21 protein-coding genes and 1 pseudogene are annotated in these 16,413 nt (G+C 68.3%); 17 read left to right on the top strand and 5 right to left on the bottom strand.

Annotated features, from left to right (window positions below; all coding sequences use genetic code 11):
• Positions 1 to 54: 54 nt before the first annotated feature.
• From BLS99_RS00475 to BLS99_RS00430, 10 genes are all read left to right on the top strand, one after another.
• Positions 55 to 849 carry an AbiTii domain-containing protein gene (locus BLS99_RS00475; RefSeq protein ID WP_091041702.1) on the top strand — a complete coding sequence of 265 codons (795 nt, stop codon included), beginning with the start codon at positions 55 to 57 and terminating at the stop codon, positions 847 to 849.
• A 30-nt stretch (positions 850 to 879) separates the two neighbouring features.
• Entirely contained in the window at positions 880 to 2,127 is a 1,248-nt protein-coding gene (locus BLS99_RS00470; protein ID WP_091041699.1) for an AlbA family DNA-binding domain-containing protein, read from the top strand.
• An 88-nt stretch (positions 2,128 to 2,215) separates the two neighbouring features.
• On the top strand, positions 2,216 to 2,545 hold the full coding sequence (locus BLS99_RS00465; RefSeq protein ID WP_091041695.1) for an ArsR/SmtB family transcription factor: 330 nt from the start codon (positions 2,216 to 2,218) through the stop codon (positions 2,543 to 2,545).
• Complete coding sequence (locus tag BLS99_RS00460) at positions 2,545 to 3,273, top strand: cation diffusion facilitator family transporter (RefSeq protein ID WP_091041691.1); 729 nt, start codon at positions 2,545 to 2,547, stop codon at positions 3,271 to 3,273. Before BLS99_RS00465 ends, BLS99_RS00460 begins: the two co-directional genes overlap by 1 nt.
• 24 nt (positions 3,274 to 3,297) lie before the next feature.
• Positions 3,298 to 3,690 (top strand): YkvA family protein, encoded by a 393-nt coding sequence (locus BLS99_RS00455; RefSeq protein ID WP_091044628.1) that lies wholly within the window; start codon positions 3,298 to 3,300, stop codon positions 3,688 to 3,690.
• Positions 3,691 to 3,757: 67 nt separating this feature from the next.
• Complete coding sequence (locus BLS99_RS00450; RefSeq protein WP_091041688.1) at positions 3,758 to 4,039, top strand: thioredoxin family protein; 282 nt, start codon at positions 3,758 to 3,760, stop codon at positions 4,037 to 4,039.
• Positions 4,040 to 4,378: 339 nt separating this feature from the next.
• Complete coding sequence (locus tag BLS99_RS00445) at positions 4,379 to 4,801, top strand: MarR family winged helix-turn-helix transcriptional regulator (RefSeq protein ID WP_342761246.1); 423 nt, start codon at positions 4,379 to 4,381, stop codon at positions 4,799 to 4,801.
• A 175-nt stretch (positions 4,802 to 4,976) separates the two neighbouring features.
• The gene (locus tag BLS99_RS00440; RefSeq protein ID WP_218126126.1) at positions 4,977 to 6,470 is read left to right on the top strand and encodes an FAD-dependent monooxygenase; all 1,494 of its coding nucleotides are present in this window, start codon (positions 4,977 to 4,979) and stop codon (positions 6,468 to 6,470) included.
• Entirely contained in the window at positions 6,454 to 7,098 is a 645-nt protein-coding gene (locus tag BLS99_RS00435) for a TetR/AcrR family transcriptional regulator (protein ID WP_091041681.1), read from the top strand. The genes BLS99_RS00440 and BLS99_RS00435 overlap by 17 nt, the downstream gene beginning before the upstream one ends.
• An 89-nt stretch (positions 7,099 to 7,187) precedes the next feature.
• Complete coding sequence (locus tag BLS99_RS00430; protein ID WP_091041676.1) at positions 7,188 to 7,406, top strand: hypothetical protein; 219 nt, start codon at positions 7,188 to 7,190, stop codon at positions 7,404 to 7,406.
• Positions 7,407 to 7,513: 107 nt separating this feature from the next.
• On the opposite strand, the gene BLS99_RS25485 is transcribed toward BLS99_RS00430, so the two are convergent.
• Positions 7,514 to 8,020, bottom strand: a complete 507-nt coding sequence (locus tag BLS99_RS25485; RefSeq protein ID WP_143034634.1) for a hypothetical protein — start codon at positions 8,018 to 8,020, stop codon at positions 7,514 to 7,516.
• 138 nt (positions 8,021 to 8,158) lie between these two features.
• On the bottom strand, positions 8,159 to 9,052 hold the full coding sequence (locus BLS99_RS00425; RefSeq protein ID WP_143034633.1) for a hypothetical protein: 894 nt from the start codon (positions 9,050 to 9,052) through the stop codon (positions 8,159 to 8,161).
• A 57-nt stretch (positions 9,053 to 9,109) separates the two neighbouring features.
• On the opposite strand from BLS99_RS00425, the gene BLS99_RS00420 reads away from it, so the two are divergent.
• Positions 9,110 to 9,511: a hypothetical protein gene (locus BLS99_RS00420; protein ID WP_143034632.1), complete on the top strand. Its 402-nt coding sequence runs from the start codon at positions 9,110 to 9,112 to the stop codon at positions 9,509 to 9,511.
• A 256-nt stretch (positions 9,512 to 9,767) separates the two neighbouring features.
• On the opposite strand, the gene BLS99_RS00415 is transcribed toward BLS99_RS00420, so the two are convergent.
• Entirely contained in the window at positions 9,768 to 10,343 is a 576-nt protein-coding gene (locus tag BLS99_RS00415) for a peptidase inhibitor family I36 protein (RefSeq protein ID WP_091041665.1), read from the bottom strand.
• Between the two features lie 497 nt (positions 10,344 to 10,840).
• Between BLS99_RS00415 and BLS99_RS00410 the strand changes: the two genes are divergently transcribed.
• Positions 10,841 to 11,152, top strand: coding sequence for a hypothetical protein (locus BLS99_RS00410; RefSeq protein WP_091041661.1), 312 nt, complete (start codon positions 10,841 to 10,843; stop codon positions 11,150 to 11,152).
• Positions 11,153 to 11,253: 101 nt separating this feature from the next.
• Positions 11,254 to 11,547: a hypothetical protein gene (locus tag BLS99_RS00405; RefSeq protein ID WP_143034631.1), complete on the top strand. Its 294-nt coding sequence runs from the start codon at positions 11,254 to 11,256 to the stop codon at positions 11,545 to 11,547.
• Positions 11,548 to 11,755: 208 nt separating this feature from the next.
• Here the strand turns inward: BLS99_RS00405 and BLS99_RS00400 are convergent.
• Both BLS99_RS00400 and BLS99_RS00395 read right to left on the bottom strand, forming a co-directional pair.
• Positions 11,756 to 12,534: pseudogene (locus BLS99_RS00400) on the bottom strand (class I SAM-dependent methyltransferase).
• A gap of 180 nt (positions 12,535 to 12,714) precedes the next feature.
• A complete protein-coding gene (locus BLS99_RS00395) occupies positions 12,715 to 13,071 on the bottom strand; it encodes a histone-like nucleoid-structuring protein Lsr2 (RefSeq protein ID WP_091041653.1) in 357 nt (118 codons plus the stop codon).
• Positions 13,072 to 13,498: 427 nt separating this feature from the next.
• Here BLS99_RS00395 and BLS99_RS00390 point away from each other — a divergent pair, with 427 nt between their 5' ends.
• The 4 genes from BLS99_RS00390 (at position 13,499) to BLS99_RS25935 (ending at position 15,809) form a co-directional block, all read left to right on the top strand.
• Entirely contained in the window at positions 13,499 to 13,822 is a 324-nt protein-coding gene (locus BLS99_RS00390; protein WP_143034630.1) for a hypothetical protein, read from the top strand.
• Between the two features lie 298 nt (positions 13,823 to 14,120).
• Positions 14,121 to 14,528 carry a DUF6283 family protein gene (locus BLS99_RS26480; RefSeq protein WP_218126125.1) on the top strand — a complete coding sequence of 136 codons (408 nt, stop codon included), beginning with the start codon at positions 14,121 to 14,123 and terminating at the stop codon, positions 14,526 to 14,528.
• Positions 14,525 to 14,914 (top strand): hypothetical protein, encoded by a 390-nt coding sequence (locus BLS99_RS00380; RefSeq protein ID WP_176953143.1) that lies wholly within the window; start codon positions 14,525 to 14,527, stop codon positions 14,912 to 14,914. The genes BLS99_RS26480 and BLS99_RS00380 overlap by 4 nt, the downstream gene beginning before the upstream one ends.
• 364 nt (positions 14,915 to 15,278) lie before the next feature.
• Positions 15,279 to 15,809, top strand: a complete 531-nt coding sequence (locus BLS99_RS25935) for a hypothetical protein (protein ID WP_091041641.1) — start codon at positions 15,279 to 15,281, stop codon at positions 15,807 to 15,809.
• Positions 15,810 to 16,413: the final 604 nt, after the last annotated feature.

Here is a 16,413-nt window from a genome sequence, read left to right as displayed (position 1 = left end):
ACTTGCACTAACGGCCGATCCCTATGGAACGTGACTATAGGTCAGAATCACTCCATGTCTCTACGTGATCGCAATCTGCTCAAGGAGATCGAAGCGGGGGCGCTGAACGAGTCCCGTCCGCTTACCCCGGTCCTCCAGCAGTGCATTGTGCTTGGGGGGAAGGCAGGGAGTGCGGAGCTACGTGACTGGGCTCGGGCTGAGCTGACGGGCTCCTTCGCCGAGTTGCCCTCCTACCGCAAGGTTGCTGGTGACCTGAAGATCGACGGCGTGAACTTCCACAATCGAATCACAGGCCAGTCCATCAGCTCCTTCGCTTTGCCAGATTTCGCGCAAAAGGCTGTGACGAATGAGGTGCAGATCGGGCATGGCATTGCCAGTATCGAAGCACTGATCCGAAGCACTCACCGGTCCGGCAAGTCAACCGTCCAACTGGCTCCCCCCGGATCTTCAGAGCTGGTGTCGGTGATGAACCAAGAGAACGCGAGCGACTTCCAGCAGATCACGAGGCTCTACTGGGATGTGCACGTGGCGGTGCTGGAGGGCATCGTCTCCCAGATCCGCACGATGCTGATCGGACTCGTTGCCGAAATGAAGGCGTTGACGGAAGATCGGCAAGACCTGCCCTCGCCCGAAGCTGCCTCGGATGCCGTCCGCATTGTCATTCAAGGAGGTGAGCGCAACCAGGTCGTCGTGAACGCCCAGGCCATCGGGTCTTCTGAGTCAGTCTCCATGCAGTCGAACGCCCCCGGTGAGAGCGGCAAGAACCGCTCGCGGCTGATCTGGACGATTGTGGGGAGCCTGGCGGGTATCGCCAGCGTGCTTATGGCGTATCTCCAGTTCAAGGGCTGACACCTCACGGGACCGAAGAAAGAAGACTAGATGCTGTTCACCCCGCTTCACCGCTACCTCGGCAGGCAGCCCGGCCCGTTGACCGACGAGATGATCAACGACGCTGTTGAAGCAGGCGTCGAAGAAGCCGACGACCTCGACTGGAAGAAGAATCTCATTGATGCCAAGGATCTGGTGAACTCCGACTTCCCGAAGGACGTGGCCGCGATGGCCAACCGCGGCGGCGGGGTGCTCGTCTACGGTGTGAAGGAGCGGCAAGGCGTTGCATTCGACCGGTGCGACGCTGGCCTCGCCGACGAGAACTACCAGCGGACCTTGACCAGAGTCGCCGTCTCACGGATCAGCCCTCCAGTATTCGGCCTCAGGGTATTCCCGCTCGGCAGTGGTGATCGACGCGCAGTGGTCGTGGTTATCCCCGCCGGTCTTGACGGCCCCCATCTGGTCTTCCGCGGCGAAATGTTCGGCGCACCTGTCCGCAACGGCCCGGACACAGAATGGATGAAGGAGCGCGAAATCGAGGCAGCCTACCGTGCCCGATTCGACTCGCGCCAGCATGCCGACACTGCCCTGGACAACCTGTACCAGGAACTGGCGTACGGAAAGACAACCGAGAGCCATGCCTGGGTCATCGCCGTCGCAGCCCCTCGAACACCGGCAACAGCTCCGTCCGCACCAACCCAGGACGAAGCCCAGGCCATGTTCCGAGCGGCACGCGACCACGGCCGCTTCTTTGCGGGTAACGGGGTCGTGCACGCCTTCGACTCCATGGATCTGCTCAACCCCCGGGTCGGGCTGCGCCGCTGGACTGCTGCCAATATCGCCCACCTCCCACAGGATCGATGGAAGCGAGCATGGGGAAACCTCCACCACGACGGCGCAGTCACACTCGCCGCCGTACTCGGCGGGGCACCGAATGGCCCCGACACCTACTTGCCCGACACCCGCATCGAATCCAATCGCGTCGAGGCAACAATCGCCGACTTCATGAGCCTGCTCCTGGCTGTCAGCCAGGCTCGTGGCACCAGCGAGTACGCGGTCAAGATCGGAATCGAATGGCGTACCGGCGAGCCACTGATCATCCAGACGACCGGCGACTTCGGGTTCGTATTCGACGGAGGCTCCATCCCCCTTGCTCGATACACGCCCGTCACGGCGACCGTGACCGCAGACGCCGAGCCCATCGACTTCCACTGGCAGATCCATGGTCTGGCGACTGACTGCATCAACCAAGGAGGCATCAATAACGTCCGCCTCATCAGCCCTCCGGCCAGCGGGTGACCAGAACCAGTCCGGTTGCGTAGTCTCAGACTTCGATTTCCTAAGTACATTATCGCGTGTATACACGGTTCGATGTACTGTTGCTATCATGGAGACGCTCACCTACGGGCAGGTCCTGGCCCGGTTCGGCCACGCCCTGTCCGATCCCACCCGCGCGCGCCTGCTCCTGGCGCTCCGTGAAGCGCCCGGGTACCCGGCTGAGCTCGCTGAGGCGCTTGGGGTCTCGCGGCAGTCGCTGTCGAACCACCTCGCGTGCCTGCGCGGCTGCGGCCTGGTGGTGGCCGCCCCCGAGGGGCGCCGCACCCGCTACGAACTGGCCGACCCCGGCCTTGCGACCGCGCTGGGCAGCCTGCTGAGCACCGTGCTCGCGGTCGACCCGGCCGCGTGCGACGCCACCGCAGAGGACGGCTGCTGCTGATGACCACCCCGATCACGCTCGCCCGCAAGCCCTCCGACCCGAGTCCGGAGCGCCGCGCGCATCTGACGCGGCTCATCCGGATCTTTGTGGCCGCGACCATCACCTACAACGTCGTGGAAGCGGTCGTCGCCATCACCGCCGGGACCATCGCGTCGTCGACCGCCCTCATCGGGTTCGGCCTCGACTCGGTCATCGAGGTCTCCTCCGCCGCCGCGCTCGCCTGGCAGTTCTCCGCCACCGACTCCGCAGTGCGCGAGGCCCGCGAGCATCGGGCGCTGCGGATCATCGCGGTCTCGTTCTTCGCCCTCGCCGCCTACGTCACGGTCGAGTCCGTGCGGGGCCTGTTCTTCGGCTCCGAGGCCGAGCACTCCTCGGTCGGCCTGATCCTGGCGGCGGTCTCGCTCGCCGTGATGCCGTTCCTGTCCTGGGCTCAGCGCCGGGCCGGGTGCGAACTCGGTTCCGCGACGGCCGTGGCCGACTCCAAGCAGACGCTCCTGTGCACCTACCTCTCGGCGGTGCTCCTGGTCGGGCTCGCGCTCAACAGCCTCTTCGGCTGGACTTGGGCCGATCCTCTCGCCGCGCTCGTCATCGCGGGCGTCGCCGTGAAGGAAGGCGTCGAGGCGTGGAGAGGCGACAACTGCTGCGCCCCGAACGCCGCCCCGGCGGCAGGCGCCGACGCCACCGCTTGCGAGGACGGCTGCTGCACCCACGACGAGACGAAGAGGTGACGGTGCCCGCCGATGCCTGACACACTGCGGCACTGGTTCATCGGCCTCGCGATCGCCCTCGCGTGCCTCCTCGCCTCGTGGGCGGTCCTGGTGCTCCTTGCGCGGCGGCTACCGCCGGGGATCATGCGCGACCTGGTCGCGTTCATCCCCGACCTCGTCACCACCGTCCGCAGGCTCCGATCCGACCCGGAGGTCCCGCGCCGAGCCAAGATCGCGCTCCTGGTCGCCGCGGTCTGGGTCGCCAGCCCCATCGACCTCATCCCGGAGTTTCTGCCCGTCATCGGACCCCTCGACGACATCGTCGTGGTCGCACTGGCCCTGCGCTACGCCGGACGCGTCATTCCCCGCCAGACCCTCCTCGACGCCTGGCCCGGCAACCCCCGCCTGATCGAACGCCTCCTCGGCCCCGCACGATGAGCGGCTGTCCCATGTGACGCTGGTCATTCTCGGTTGCATCCGGTACCGAGGTACGGGTTTACGGTTGATGCCTGTCAAGCAGTTCCCTGACCTGCAAGAAGCGACCGTCGTGACCGCATCGACGATGCCTGAGGTGTCCGAGGCCGAGTTCGCCGGCAGTGTGCTCGCGTCCGAGGGACCGGTGCTGGTGGAGTTCTCCGCGACCTGGTGTGGCACCTGTCGCCGCATGGCTTCGCTTCTGGACCGCCTCGCCGCTGACCGGTCAGGCGAGGTCCGGTTCGTGAAGGTCAACGCCGACGAGTCACCGGACCTGGTGGCCGAGTACGGGGTGACCTCGACCCGACGCTGATCATGTTCGAGCGCGGCGAGGCCGGGCCCCGCCTGGTCGGCGCCCAGACCGAGCAGGCCGTGCGCACCCTCCTCTCCCGCGACGAGCCGAGGGCGGGGAGGGTGCCGCTGCCGTGGGTGCCGGGTGAGGCGTGCCGCCTGCCCAGTGCCGAGCAGCCGATGCGCGTGGCCGCGTTCGAGGACCGGCGGTTGCTCGGCTCTCATCGGAGAGACCGACGACTTTCAGAACGACGACGGGTCGCCGACCGACACCAGGTGCGCGGCGCTGCTCGCCGACCCCAAGGGCGACAGCGATATCGCCGGAACCACGGTCCTGCTCGCGGACGGCTCGGCCTCGGGCCTGACCAAGACCGATCCGCCCGAGGACCGGAGAACCTCGTCTACACCTGATCCCGCGCGGGACCTGGCCGCGATCGGGCTCTCCGAGGCCGACTACGAGGTGCTGAGCACCCTCTCCGAACGGCCGCAACGGACCAGCACCCTGCGGGAGCAGGCCCGGAAGATGGGCTGGTCGCGCAGCCGCCTGTCCCGCCACGCGAGCCGCATGGAGGCCCGCGGCCTGCTGCGGCGCGACCCCGACGCCGACGACGGCAGGAGCTGCCTCCTCGTGCTCACCGACGAGGGCATGGCCGTGCTCGAGGACGCCGCGCCCGCGCACCTCGCGTCCGTGCGCCGCCACTTCATCGACCGGCTCGCCGCCGCCGACCTCGCCGCCCTCGAACGCATCGCCGCCCGCATGGAGGAGCACGACGGCGACGCCTAGCACGTGAGGCGTTGCGGCGGTGTCGAACCGCACGTCGCGCCATGGTTCGCCCGGCTCGGGCGCGGGTCCGCGACGAGCACGGCGCGCCCGACCGCCGCCCGAACGCACTCGACGGGAGCCTCGCGGCCGTATTAGAATACGTAAACGGTTGCGTATGCTAATGAGAGGAGCCCCGATGGACACCGAGGTACTGATCGCCGGAGCCGGTCCGTCCGGCCTGGTCATGGGATGCGCGCTCGCAGCACGCGGCGTCAAGGTCCGGGTGGTCGACCGCGCCGACCGCCCCGCGACCACCTCCCGCGCGAACATCCTCCACGCCCGCGGCGTCGAGGTCCTCACCCGGCTCGGCGCCCTCGGTGACCTGCCCGAGCGTGCCCTCAGCCCGGTCGGGATGACCATGTACGCCCGCGGTCGCGAACTCGCGACCATGCGCTTCGCCCCCGACGCGAGCGAATCCGTGCAGGCCCTCTTCATCTCCCAGGCCGACATCGAGACGCAGCTCCGGCAGCGGCTGGAGGCCAGCGGCGGCAGGGTCGAGTACGGCCGTGAGGTCGTTGGCGGCGCCCAGGACCGCGGCGGCGTCACGGTCGCCTTCGCCGACGGCGACACCCTCCGCGCCGGATGGCTCGTCGGCTGCGACGGCGCCCGCAGTGCGGTCCGCGAACAGGCCGGCATCGCCTTTCCCGGTGTGCCCGTGGTCGAACGGTTCCTGCTCGCCGACGTCCGCGCCGACTGGGACCGCTCGCGCGAAGGCTCGGTCGGCTGGTTCCACACCGACGGCATGGTCCTGGCGATCCCCATGCGCGGCACCGGCGAAGACGACCTGTGGCGGGTCATGGCCGACGTCCCCGACACCAGCGGGCGCCTCACCCCCGACCAGATCCTCGACCAGGTCCGCGCCGTCCTCCGCGAACGCACCGGCGAGGCCCCCGGGATCCGCGAAGCGGTGTGGACCTCCGTGTTCCGCGTCCAGCGGCGCCTCGCCGCCGACTACCGCAGCGGGCGCCTCCTCCTCGCTGGGGACGCCGCCCACGCCCACAGCCCGATCGGCGGCCAGGGCATGAACACCGGCATCGGCGACGCCGAGAACCTCGCCTGGAAACTCGCCCTCGTCGTCCAGGGCCGTGCCGGCGCCGCCCTCCTCGACACGTACACCGCCGAACGCCGCCCCCTCGCCGAAGTCGTCCTGCGCAACACCACCGCCAACACCCGCCTCCTCGCCGGCGCCACCCCCGCCACCCGCTTCGTGCGCGACCGGCTGCTCATCCCCGTGATGGACCTGCCCGCCGTGCAGCGCCGGGCGACCCGGACCGCCTCGCAGCTCTGGGTCTCCTACCGGCGCGGCCCGCTCGGCGGGCGCGGCCCCTCCCCGCGCCCGGGCGACCGCGTCCCCGACCTCCCCTGCACCGGCCCGGACGGCGAGCCCACCGGCCTCCACACCGCACTCCGCACAGGATGGGCGCTCGTCGCGAACACCGCGCACCCCGAGCTGGCCGCGACCGCTCGCCGCCACCTCGGCCCCGTCGCGTCCCTGCTGGGCACCGGTGCGACCCCGATGCTCGTGCGACCCGACGGCCACCTCGCCTGGCGCGGCGACGACCCGGACGACCTGCGACACTGGCTCACCGGCACGCTCGGCACCAAGGAGACCCATGAGCACCAAACGTGAGCAGCCTCCCGGTCCGGGACGTCCCCGCGACCCGGACGCCGACACCGCGATCCTGCGCTCCGCCATGGAAGTCCTCGTCGAACAGGGCTTCGCCGGCGCCAGCATCGAACGGATCGCCAAACGCGCCGGCGTCGCCAAGGTCACCGTCTACCGCCGCTGGTCCTCCAAGGAGACCCTCCTCGCCGACGCGATCGAGGCCGCACGCGACGCGATCCCGGCCGCCGACGAGACCGAGACCCCCGCCGAGGACCTGCCCGGGATCATCGACCAACTGCTCCCGCAATGGAGCGAGGCCCTGGTCCGGCCGGAGCTGCGAATGCTCACCGCCCGCCTCCTCGGCGCCGGCCCCGACCACCCGCGGCTCCTCGCCGCCTACCGCGAGCACCACCTCGAACCTCGCCGCGAACGCGCGCTGGCGACCCTGCGCCGCGCCCGCGACGCCGGCGTCCTGGCACCCGACGCCGACCTCGACATGCTCATCGACATGCTCAACGGCGCGGTCGTGCAGTACCTGCTGCTCGCCGACGACACCCCTGACCCGGCCGCGGCCCGCGACTACCTCGAACGCCTCTTCCGGCAGGCGGGCCTGCGGGGACCCGCGGCGGACACGCCGCCGTCCGCGCGCTAGCCGCGCACGCGGGGTCACGGCCCGGCGGGGCGTGCACCCGGTTCCGCGGGGTGATCGGACCCGAATCGAGGCGGCAGGACCGCGCCCGAGTGCGTAGGCTCGGCGCATCCGAACGAGCGAGGGAAGGGGGTGCGACCAGTGTCGAATCAGAACGAACCGGCGTCCCCCTCCCGTCGGGCGAGCGCGCCCTCGACCTCACCCGCGCCTACGTCCTCGCGTTCATCGACCGGGCCCTCGACTGCGAAGACTCCCCGATCCTCGACGGCCCCAGCACCACATGGCCCGAGATCGCCTTCGAAAACCCGTGACCTCGAGCCCTGGCCTCAATGAGTGCGGCATTTGTCCGCGAATGAACGGCCGGGATGACCTCCTGCCCGGACATGGCCGGACATCTAAGGATCCGTTTGCGACTGCGTCAGGCGTGCTGTGGCCTCAGCGTGGCCACAGACTTTCCGGCAGCAGGAGAACATGAAACATCATCAGGGCGGGATTCAGGTGCCGCGACGACGCTGAATGCAGCCGAACCCGCTGCGGCGCAGAACATTCGGCAACGTGCTGCCACAGCGGCCTCCCCTCGCCCTTCCGCATGTCTGTAGGCGGCGCGGGTCTTCGAGATGTTCCGCTGGTCTTGGAATAGCTTGGCAACGAGCGTGTCGCGAAGGTCGCCTGGCTGGTAGAACTGCCGCCGGTCGGCTTTCGAGAACTGGCGCTTGGTCGGGTAGGTGAGCCACTGGTCGAATCGGGTGGCTGTGATCGGGGCGCTGGCGCCTTCGGAGAGTACGAACAGGAATGGCGGAAGCGCGATGGCCCAGCTCATTGCCGGGCCTGAGCTCCGCCCGGTGCGGAAGTCAACTTGAACTGCTCCGAACGGCCCAGTGAAGTAGCCGAGCCCGGCGTCAGCGAGTGCGACGTGCAGGCTCATCGACCCGATTGAAGTGAGGGCGTCCGGCCATGGCCCGACTGTTTGGCGCTCTCGCCTGTGAGGTGACCAGAGGGAAGGCCGGGCTCAACGGATCAGTGGAGCCCGGCCTTGTGTATCGCGATTCGAGAGTGAAAAGCGCTAGATCACTGGAGCGAAGCGTGATCCAGCACGCGCTCGCTTCACGCGTTCACGGGCAGTCTGTTCGCGGCCGTCGATCCACTTGGCATAGATGCGCAGCAGGACTGCGACGGTGTGCCCGGCCCAAGCGGCTACCGGGGTGGGGTCGCCGACGTCGGCGAGCCACTCGGTGATGCAGGCGGGTCGGAAGTCGTACGGCCGGGCCAGGAGTTTCGACGCCAGCTGTACTTTTGTGAAGGTGAGCGCGCGAGCCTCGTGGAACTTGCGGCGAATGGTTGAGTCGGCGAGTAGTTCGCCGTTCGGCCGGGTGTTGATCTGGCCCCCGGGCCCTTCCTGGAACTCAGGATGCAGCATGTGATCGATGAGGATTCGTGTGAGCATCGGCTCGGAGGGGGCGGTGCGGACTTCGCCTTCCTCGCGTTGCTTCAGGCCGCGGTCGTCCCGGATCTCGCGCGAGTCGGTCCAGGCGCTACCGACCACAGGCGCGGTCTCATGGATGTAGAGAGTTGCCCAGGTCTCCTTCTGCTCGTCGGTCAACTGGTGCATCGGTATGTGCCGGATCTCCTTGGGTAGTTCGAGGTCGTACTTACGGAAGTCGATCGACTCCTCGGGGCGCAGAGCTCCGAAGGCCATGAGCGCGAAATAGGGGACGTATCGCCAACCGTTGACCAGGCGCGCCACGTTGCGGATAAAGTCGATTCGCTGGTCGAGGCTCGGCAGTCGACGTTCGTCGATTTGCGCGGTCGTCGTTTCTCGGCTTTTGGTACGCGATCCGACCTGGTTGGTCGGGACGTAGTGGCGTTCGGCGGCGAACGTGAGGAATCCGTTTAGGATCGAGCGTGCGCGGCGTTTGCAGTGGGCGGATTTTTGGCGCAGTTGCCCGCGTATGAGCACCGGTCGGAAGTCACCGGTGACCGGACGTTCGCAGGGACCGCGAGCATCGATATCGCCGTGGCCCCTTGGGATTCGGACGAGGAGGCGGCCGAGAACTTCCGGGTCCGGGTGGAGCAGCTCGATGTCGCGCTGGAGACCGGCGGGACCGAATACAGCGGCGTCGTCACCGGTGAGATCCCGGATTCGGCGGTGGTGTCGTGGGACGAGTCCTACTACTACGGTGGCAGGTCCAGTACGGGCTACATGCTCTCGGCGATCGCCCGCGGCGGCGACTGCGTGCTGTATGCGTTCATCGACTACTCCAACGACCCTGGCGTTACGTCAGGCAGGGACCCGGTGTTCCCGTTCACGGACGCGACGTTCACCGACTGGATTATTGGCGACTACCTGCCTGCGACCTACGAGCACGTCATGGCGCTCAAGCAGCAGGGGACCGAGGCTGGTGTCGCGGCCGGATGATCCGGCCTCGAGCAAGCGCGAGTGGTGTCGGGTCGGGGACGGCTGGGCCGCGGCACGTCAGGAGTCCGCCGCAGGCCGGCCATCCCCGGTGCCGGCGTTGGTGCTAGAGCGTCGACCGGGCCGCTTGATCGAGTTCGGTAGCCGGTGCAGCGAGGATCGTTCCCCTTAGACACAGGCCATTTGGTCCAAGGCGGCCGGCGATCTTGTCCACTCGCGATACACCAGATGCCATGCAAGCGAACTGAGACACGCGCTCTCAGCAGGGTTTGATGCCGTCGGCGATGTCGTTCTTGTCTTCGCCCACGTTGGAGCTCCACGTGGGTGCAGCGCGGGTGATCCAGATTTGCACCCAGCGGCCCTCCCAGTTGTAGACGGTCGTGCGCGCTCCGCCGGACTGGTTGTTGTGGTAGGAGGACGCCATGTCGTTGAAATTCCAGTTCCCCAGGTCGTAGATGACCCCGCACTTTGAGAAATCGAGGCGCCGGCCTTCGAACTGCTCATGCTCGTACAGGCAGGTAAAGGTGTAGTCGCAGTCAGGGGTGCCAGATGCCCCTACTTCCTCGCCGGGTCCGAGTGCGTAGCGCTCGCCGGGGAGCGGCACGGTCATGATGACGGCGCCGTCCTCCCAAGAGACCTGGTTCTCGTTGATCTGGGTTCCGCCCGGCGTCGCTGCGAGGATCGTGTCGATCTGCGCCTGCACGCCGGACTGGGAGTTCTCATGGGCCGCAGCGGCTTGCTGGCCGATCATGGTGGACAGGAGCAGGATTCCCGTGGCGATCGCGGCGAGCAGGCGAGCGCTGGTGCGGCCCTGCGGTCTTCGTGATTGCTGCATGTGCGGTGCCTTTCGGTGTCGTCCCCGCGATGCGACCGCGCCGCTGGCGAGGGTGTGGAGTGGGCCCGGTGAGGCCGGACTCTGCCAGCGAACCACCAGTAGCGATGTAGTGACAGCAACCGCTGGAATGTGTTGGAACGCTGGTACGCGTCACAGAGGGACGATGGCGGCGAGTCGGCGCGTGTCGGGGGCGGCTGTCGGGCCCGAACCCGGTCGCGGCGAGCCGGGGTGCAGCCGCGCTTTGATATCAGGGTTGGCGTGACGCCGGTCAGCTCTGGGCTGCGGGGATCTTCGCGATCCTCACCCCCGGCCACACCTTCGACCTCGCCCGCACCGCCCAGCAACCGGTGCTGTTGACCGGGAAGGGCCGGACCAGTGGCACGTCAGGTGTCCGCCACAGGCAAGCCGTCCCCCGTCCATTCATCGTACATGTGTTCGATAATCGCTTGATGGGATATTCGGGGAGTTCATGTGCCCGCCTGCACTTGGACGTGCTGATGGACTGGGCCCGCGAGCCGCTCTGGAGCATGCGCGCTGCCCCCACTGGGGCGTTTACCAGTCGCAGGGTCGAGGTGCGGGAGCTGCGGTTGTGGGTCGCGATCACGCACGACCAGTACGCGGCAACTGAATACGACCCCTACCCGCTTGACCTGGCGGCCCTCTGGGCCGCCGAGCAGGTCACACACGACCCAGACACGCGGGGGATCTACCGGCAGTGGGTCCCCGACGGCCAGCAGCCGCCCGGCGGAACGATCACCGGCGCGGCACGGGGATCGTCCCGCTCGAGTGCAGCCGACCGTGAACGCTGACGGAGCATGCGACGACGATGAGAAGCCGACGTTCACCGCCAGGCGGGGTCGCGGCGTCCGGTCCGGCCGCATCCTCGCCGCCGGGTTCTCGTTACACCAGCATGGATCACCGGCCCACCCCGATGCCTTCGCACGCCGAGCTGGAGGCCCTGATCGGCCTGCCGGTGCCCTATCCCGGCTCCGAGGACTGCCTGGTCTGCGCCGGCACCGGATGGCTCGAATGGGCCATCATCGCACCGGTCGAGGAGTCCGATCTCCCCGTGCCCGGCCCCGCCGAACGCGTCACCCTCAACTCCGACCCCGATGATGTCGTCCCCTGCGGGGCCTGCCAGGAGTCGTCCCCCGACATGGAGTGGGCACTGCCCAACCCGCTGGCCCACATGCCCTCCCGCTGATCGGGCGAAGGCCCAGCACCAGGAGCAGGGCCGCGGTATGCCGTGGCCCGCTCCGGGGGCGGAGTGGATTGCAGGAGCTTCGTCGGCCAGGAGGACCGAGCGGACCGGATGCGGACCGGAGGCCACCAGGTCGTAGTCGGCCAAGAAGCCGTGCCCTGGGGCGGATCGTCCGGTGCCCGGTCAGCTCAGTGCGGGCGCGGGTGATGATTCAGAGCCGCCGGACGCGCAGCACTGCGGTCCGCATCGGCAGGGTGAACTCGCCGTCGGCGGTCTCTGCTCGGGTCGCCAGGAAGGCGCGGATGCGGCCCAGCAGGGCTTCTCGTTCCGGGCCCGGCATGACCAGGATGCCCGCCCTCGTGCCGAGCGTCGCGACGAGCGACTCGGCAGTGCGGCGCTGCCCGTGCGCGAAGTCCGCCTGTTCTGGTGAGCCGAACTGCGCGGCCGCCCTGTTCTCGGCAGGTGCATGTCTGCTGTCTCGGCGCGCCAGGCGGCGGGCGTGTCACGCGGGCCGATGGCGGCGCTTCCGCTGACTCGCGCGAGCCGGGCCACCCATTCGACCTGGTCGTCGACGACGTTCCACAGGCCGGCCAGGATCCCGCCCGGTGCCAGGACTCTGGCGATCTCGGGTCCGGCGAGGGCCATGTCGAACCAGTGCATGGCGTTGCCGGCCAGCACGACATCGACAGAGGCATCCGGCAGCGGAATCGCCTCGGCGCTGCCGGACCGGGCATCGACGCCCGGCAGCGATCGGCGCAGCTCGGTCAGCATCGCCGGGTCGGGTTCGACGGCGACGACATCGACGCCCAGTGCGATCAGCGTGGCGGTCAGCTTCCCGGTCCCGGCGCCGAGATCAAGCACGCGTGGTCCGGGCGCGGGCGCCAGCGCCCACCGCACTGCGGCCTGCGCGTAGTCCGGTCGATGCTCGGCGTACATGTTCGCCGCTGCACCGAAGGACGAAGCGTGGCGCAGCCGTTCATGCTGGTCCATACGGTCACCCTACCGCGATTCAGGGTATCGCTCGCGTCCTAACGGTTCGTGAACGCCGGGTGCGTCGCTGCCGGGGCGGTGCCACTGCGGTCGCTATCGTGTTGAGGCGGCCGGGAGGTGGTCCGGTGGGGATCAGTTCATGACGTCCCGGCCGCGCCCCGCTTCACTGGCGCCCGGAGGTCACTTGTGGGCGGCGTGGTATTCCTCGACGATCGCGGCAGGGATCCGCCCGCGCGGGGAGACCTGCTTCCCGTTCGCTTCAGCCCAGTCGCGGATCGCTTTGTTCTGCTCCCGGTCGACACTCGCGCGCGGCGACGCCGTACCTGCGCGGACCGGGCCGCGCCCGGACCCGAGACTGTAGCGGCCCAGCCGCGTGCCGGCCTCCTGGAACTTCTCCAGCGCCTCACGCAGTTCGGTGGCGTGGGCGGTGGAGAGGTCGACCTCGTACGCCTCGCCGTCGATCGCGAACTTCACCGTCTCGTCCGCCTTGCCGCCATCGATATCATCGATCAGCAGGACCTGCGTTTTCTTAGCCATTCATGCGCTCCTTGACTTCCCGAATACTGGCAGCATGATAACGCATTCGACAAATTCCCTATTCGCTCGGAGCAACACCAATGTGAATGGGTAGCTGTGCTCCATGTAGGCCACGGACGAGTGCCCGCGCAGTGCGGTGTATAGCCTTTGCGCAGCAACGTCACCGGTGCGGGCGGGTGCCACTTCGCTTGGTGCCTGAAATCCGAGACCTCAGGTTGCACGATCTGTCCAGCCCCAGTCGACTTGAAACCGGTTCTTAGCAAGCATCCATCAGGTACAGCGCTCTTCGGCTCGCACGGGGGGAGTCCGCGCATCCCAGGGCGGACTTTCAGACTTTCGCCCGGTTGCAGAGTCTTTGTACCGTAGGCGTATTCGATGTTCGGGGTCGGGCGCCATTGGGTACCGGCGTGGCTGGAGGACTGGGCTCATGCTGTTCACATGGAGGGGTTGGGGACCGGTCGCGCTGCTGCCCGGAGTGGTGGGCTGCTTCGTTCTCGGGGTGCCGGAGCTACTGGTGCCCGGGGCGGACATCGGGATCAAGACCCTGGTGGGCGGGCTCCTGGCTGGGGCGTACTTTATCGGAGCCGCTTTCCTGCTGCGCTATATGGACCGCACCCTCAACGACGATCCAGGGCGACGCTTCTCGGACCATACCGTGTGGAACGTGCCGATTGGAGCCTGGTCGCTGGTGTACTGGACGCTGGGCGTCATCGCCGTCGTCGTCGGGGTCGTCACCGCCATCGCCGCTTGACCCCAGGCGTGTTCGCCGCGTGGCCCAGTCAGGTTGCGCATCAACCGAATAGTACAAAGGCTCACGCAGCTCCTGACCGAAGTCGACACCCTGTTCAGGGCCGCGCCGCAGCGGTCCGGAGATCTCTGGGCGACGTCCTGAAACCCGTCGCCGGGCGAGGCGACTGTTCCGGCGACTTTCCTCGCAGGTGCGATAATGGCCGTCGACATCACCGACCAGCCCGACACCGTGACCTGGATCGAGGCCCCGCCCGATGCCCCAGCCCCGACCTGAGCCCGCCTCCGACGAAGGAGCACCCATGGCCGAGCCCTCCCCTGAAGCGGCACTGCCGCATGCCGAGGCGTTCGCCCGGCGGCGGCGGCCGTGCGAGGAGTGCCCGTGGCGGCTCGACGCTGAGCCGGGTAAGTTCTCTCCTGCAGAGTTCGCGGCGATGCGTGAGACCGTCGAGCAGCCCGTGGGCGGTTTCACCGGGGATTGGCCGCCGGTGTTCGCCTGCCACATGACCGCCCCGACCCCGGGACGTGAGTCGATCGCGTGCGCGGGGGTGCTGGCGGTGTGCGGTCTGGACAACCTCACCGTTCGGCTCGGCCTCGCCCTCGGGCGGGTGCCGGCTGACGCTTTGACGCCGGGCGAGGACTGGCCCGCACTGCATGCGTCGTTCGAGGCCATGGCCGAAGCGAACGCGCCGCAGCCGGGGGAGCAGTGACGATGCAGGAGCGCAACAGCATGCCTGTGGCCGAAGGGCCGCACCCGCTCGATGCCGCCGATCCGGAGACCGGCGTGGTCCGGGTCTGCGCCTCCCGGTGTTCCTCGTGCATCTTCGCGTCCGAGGACGACCCGGCCCGGTACCCGATCTCGGACGCCGAGCGTGACGCCTGGACCGATCGGGTCGCGGCCGAGGACGGGTACGTGGTGTGCCACGACAGCGGGCAACACCGCCCTGCGGGGGCGCCGGCGGCGATCTGCCACGGCTTCTGGGTGCGCTACCGCAGACAGAGCCTGATGCTCGAGTTCATTGCCCGCTTCGCCCGCACGCAGCGCGTTGACCCGCCCGACCGGCCCGCCTACCCCCGCACTCCAGACCCCGCCTAGCCCGGGGCCCGCTCACGCGCCAAGGCTTCCAGAACACCGCGCCGGGCCGTGCGGAGGGCTCGCGCTGGGCGGGTGATGGCGCGCTCGCCTGCGCACGACCCTGCAGCGGCGCGAAACCGCTACCGCGCAACGCATCACCGCGAGTGCGGTGCAGCGAGTGCTGGTCTCGACTGGTGTGTTGTGGGAGGATCGGAGCGATGTATCGGTGAGGAGTGCTGCTCTCACCTCGCTTCACCTCCCGCAGTCGCTGGGGTTGCGCGCTGCTGGGCGTGCCGCTCCTGGACCCGCTCAAGGAGCGGGATCGCGTGGTGGAGGCGCGGATGGGTGGGGGCGGGCCACTCCGGAGTGCTAGGGGCAGGGTGTTGTGAACGCTGCTGACCGCCAGATGGAGCGGGTCTGGCCGTACCGCCTCGAGATCGATCTGGGGAGATACCGGCGTCGCGGGACCCTGCCGTCTGATACGGGGAATCGCTACTTCGACTTGTGGCTCTTCGACGATCCGAGGGCGAGCCGGCAGTTCCTCAACCGCTACAGCGGTCGACATCTTCTGCATGAGGCGGACGGCCGGTACGGCTTCTATGCCGAGGTCACGCAAGAGGAATTGGGCAGATGGGTCACGACGCAGCGGGCGGTGCTGGGGGCGCTGCGCTCGATCGCGCGGGATGCCGAACGCGATCTTCGGGGCGGAGCTGGAGTGCCCGCCGTACGGCGCTGTGATGAGCTGATGGCCGCGGTCGCGGCGGAGCATATGGCGGTGTATGCGCAGATCAACGCTGCGGTCAGGGGTTCGAGGGCCATGGTTCGCCTGCACGCGCCGTGGACGGAAGCGGCCCGAAAACGCCGAGAGGCGTACGAATGCAACAGGCGATACGGCGGCGGGTACGCGTCGGGGTGAAACAGCGTCCCGATCGGTTCGGCGAGTGCTCGCCCGCGGAGCGAGGCGCCGGTGGCGAGGACTTCCAGAACCTGGCGCCGAGTTGGGCGAGGGGTTCGCGCTGGGTGCGGGTGAAGAGGCGCTCGTACCTGTAGTTGAGGTACAGGCACGGCGGTTGGGCGTCGATGCGGAAGACGTTGCCGATCCACGACACCGGATGGCCTTCTTCGAGTTCCCAGAGTTGGACGACGCGTTCGCCGGGGGTGACGGTCATCCGGATCTGCAGCCCGAGGTATTGGATCTCCTCGCTCCGCAGCCATCCGATCTCGTCGAGGTCGGGGTATCCGGGAGGGGGTGTCCGCTCGTCGGGTCCGGTCATGCGGGCCAGCCGTTCCATACTGCTCTTGGTGGGTACCGGTCCATCTTCCCTGACCCGAGCACCTGCCAAGCTCAGGGGCACCCCGTGGTGGATCACCGTGTCGGATTTCCGGTCGCTCGTTCGTGGACATCCCGTCGTCGATGTTGAAAGGGGCCGGGGGTGCGGGGAGCCGCCGTTGGTGAACGAGCGTCGCGATCCGGCGCCCCCTCGATGCAGCGCCAGCAGCGGTCCTGCTACCACAGCACC

Origin of the sequence: Glycomyces sambucus, assembly GCF_900102815.1 — a bacterium.
Classification (GTDB): Bacteria; Actinomycetota; Actinomycetes; order Mycobacteriales; family Micromonosporaceae; genus Glycomyces; species Glycomyces sambucus.
The sequence above is the reverse complement of the archived record's forward strand: the minus strand, read 5'-3'. Positions and strand labels throughout refer to the sequence as shown.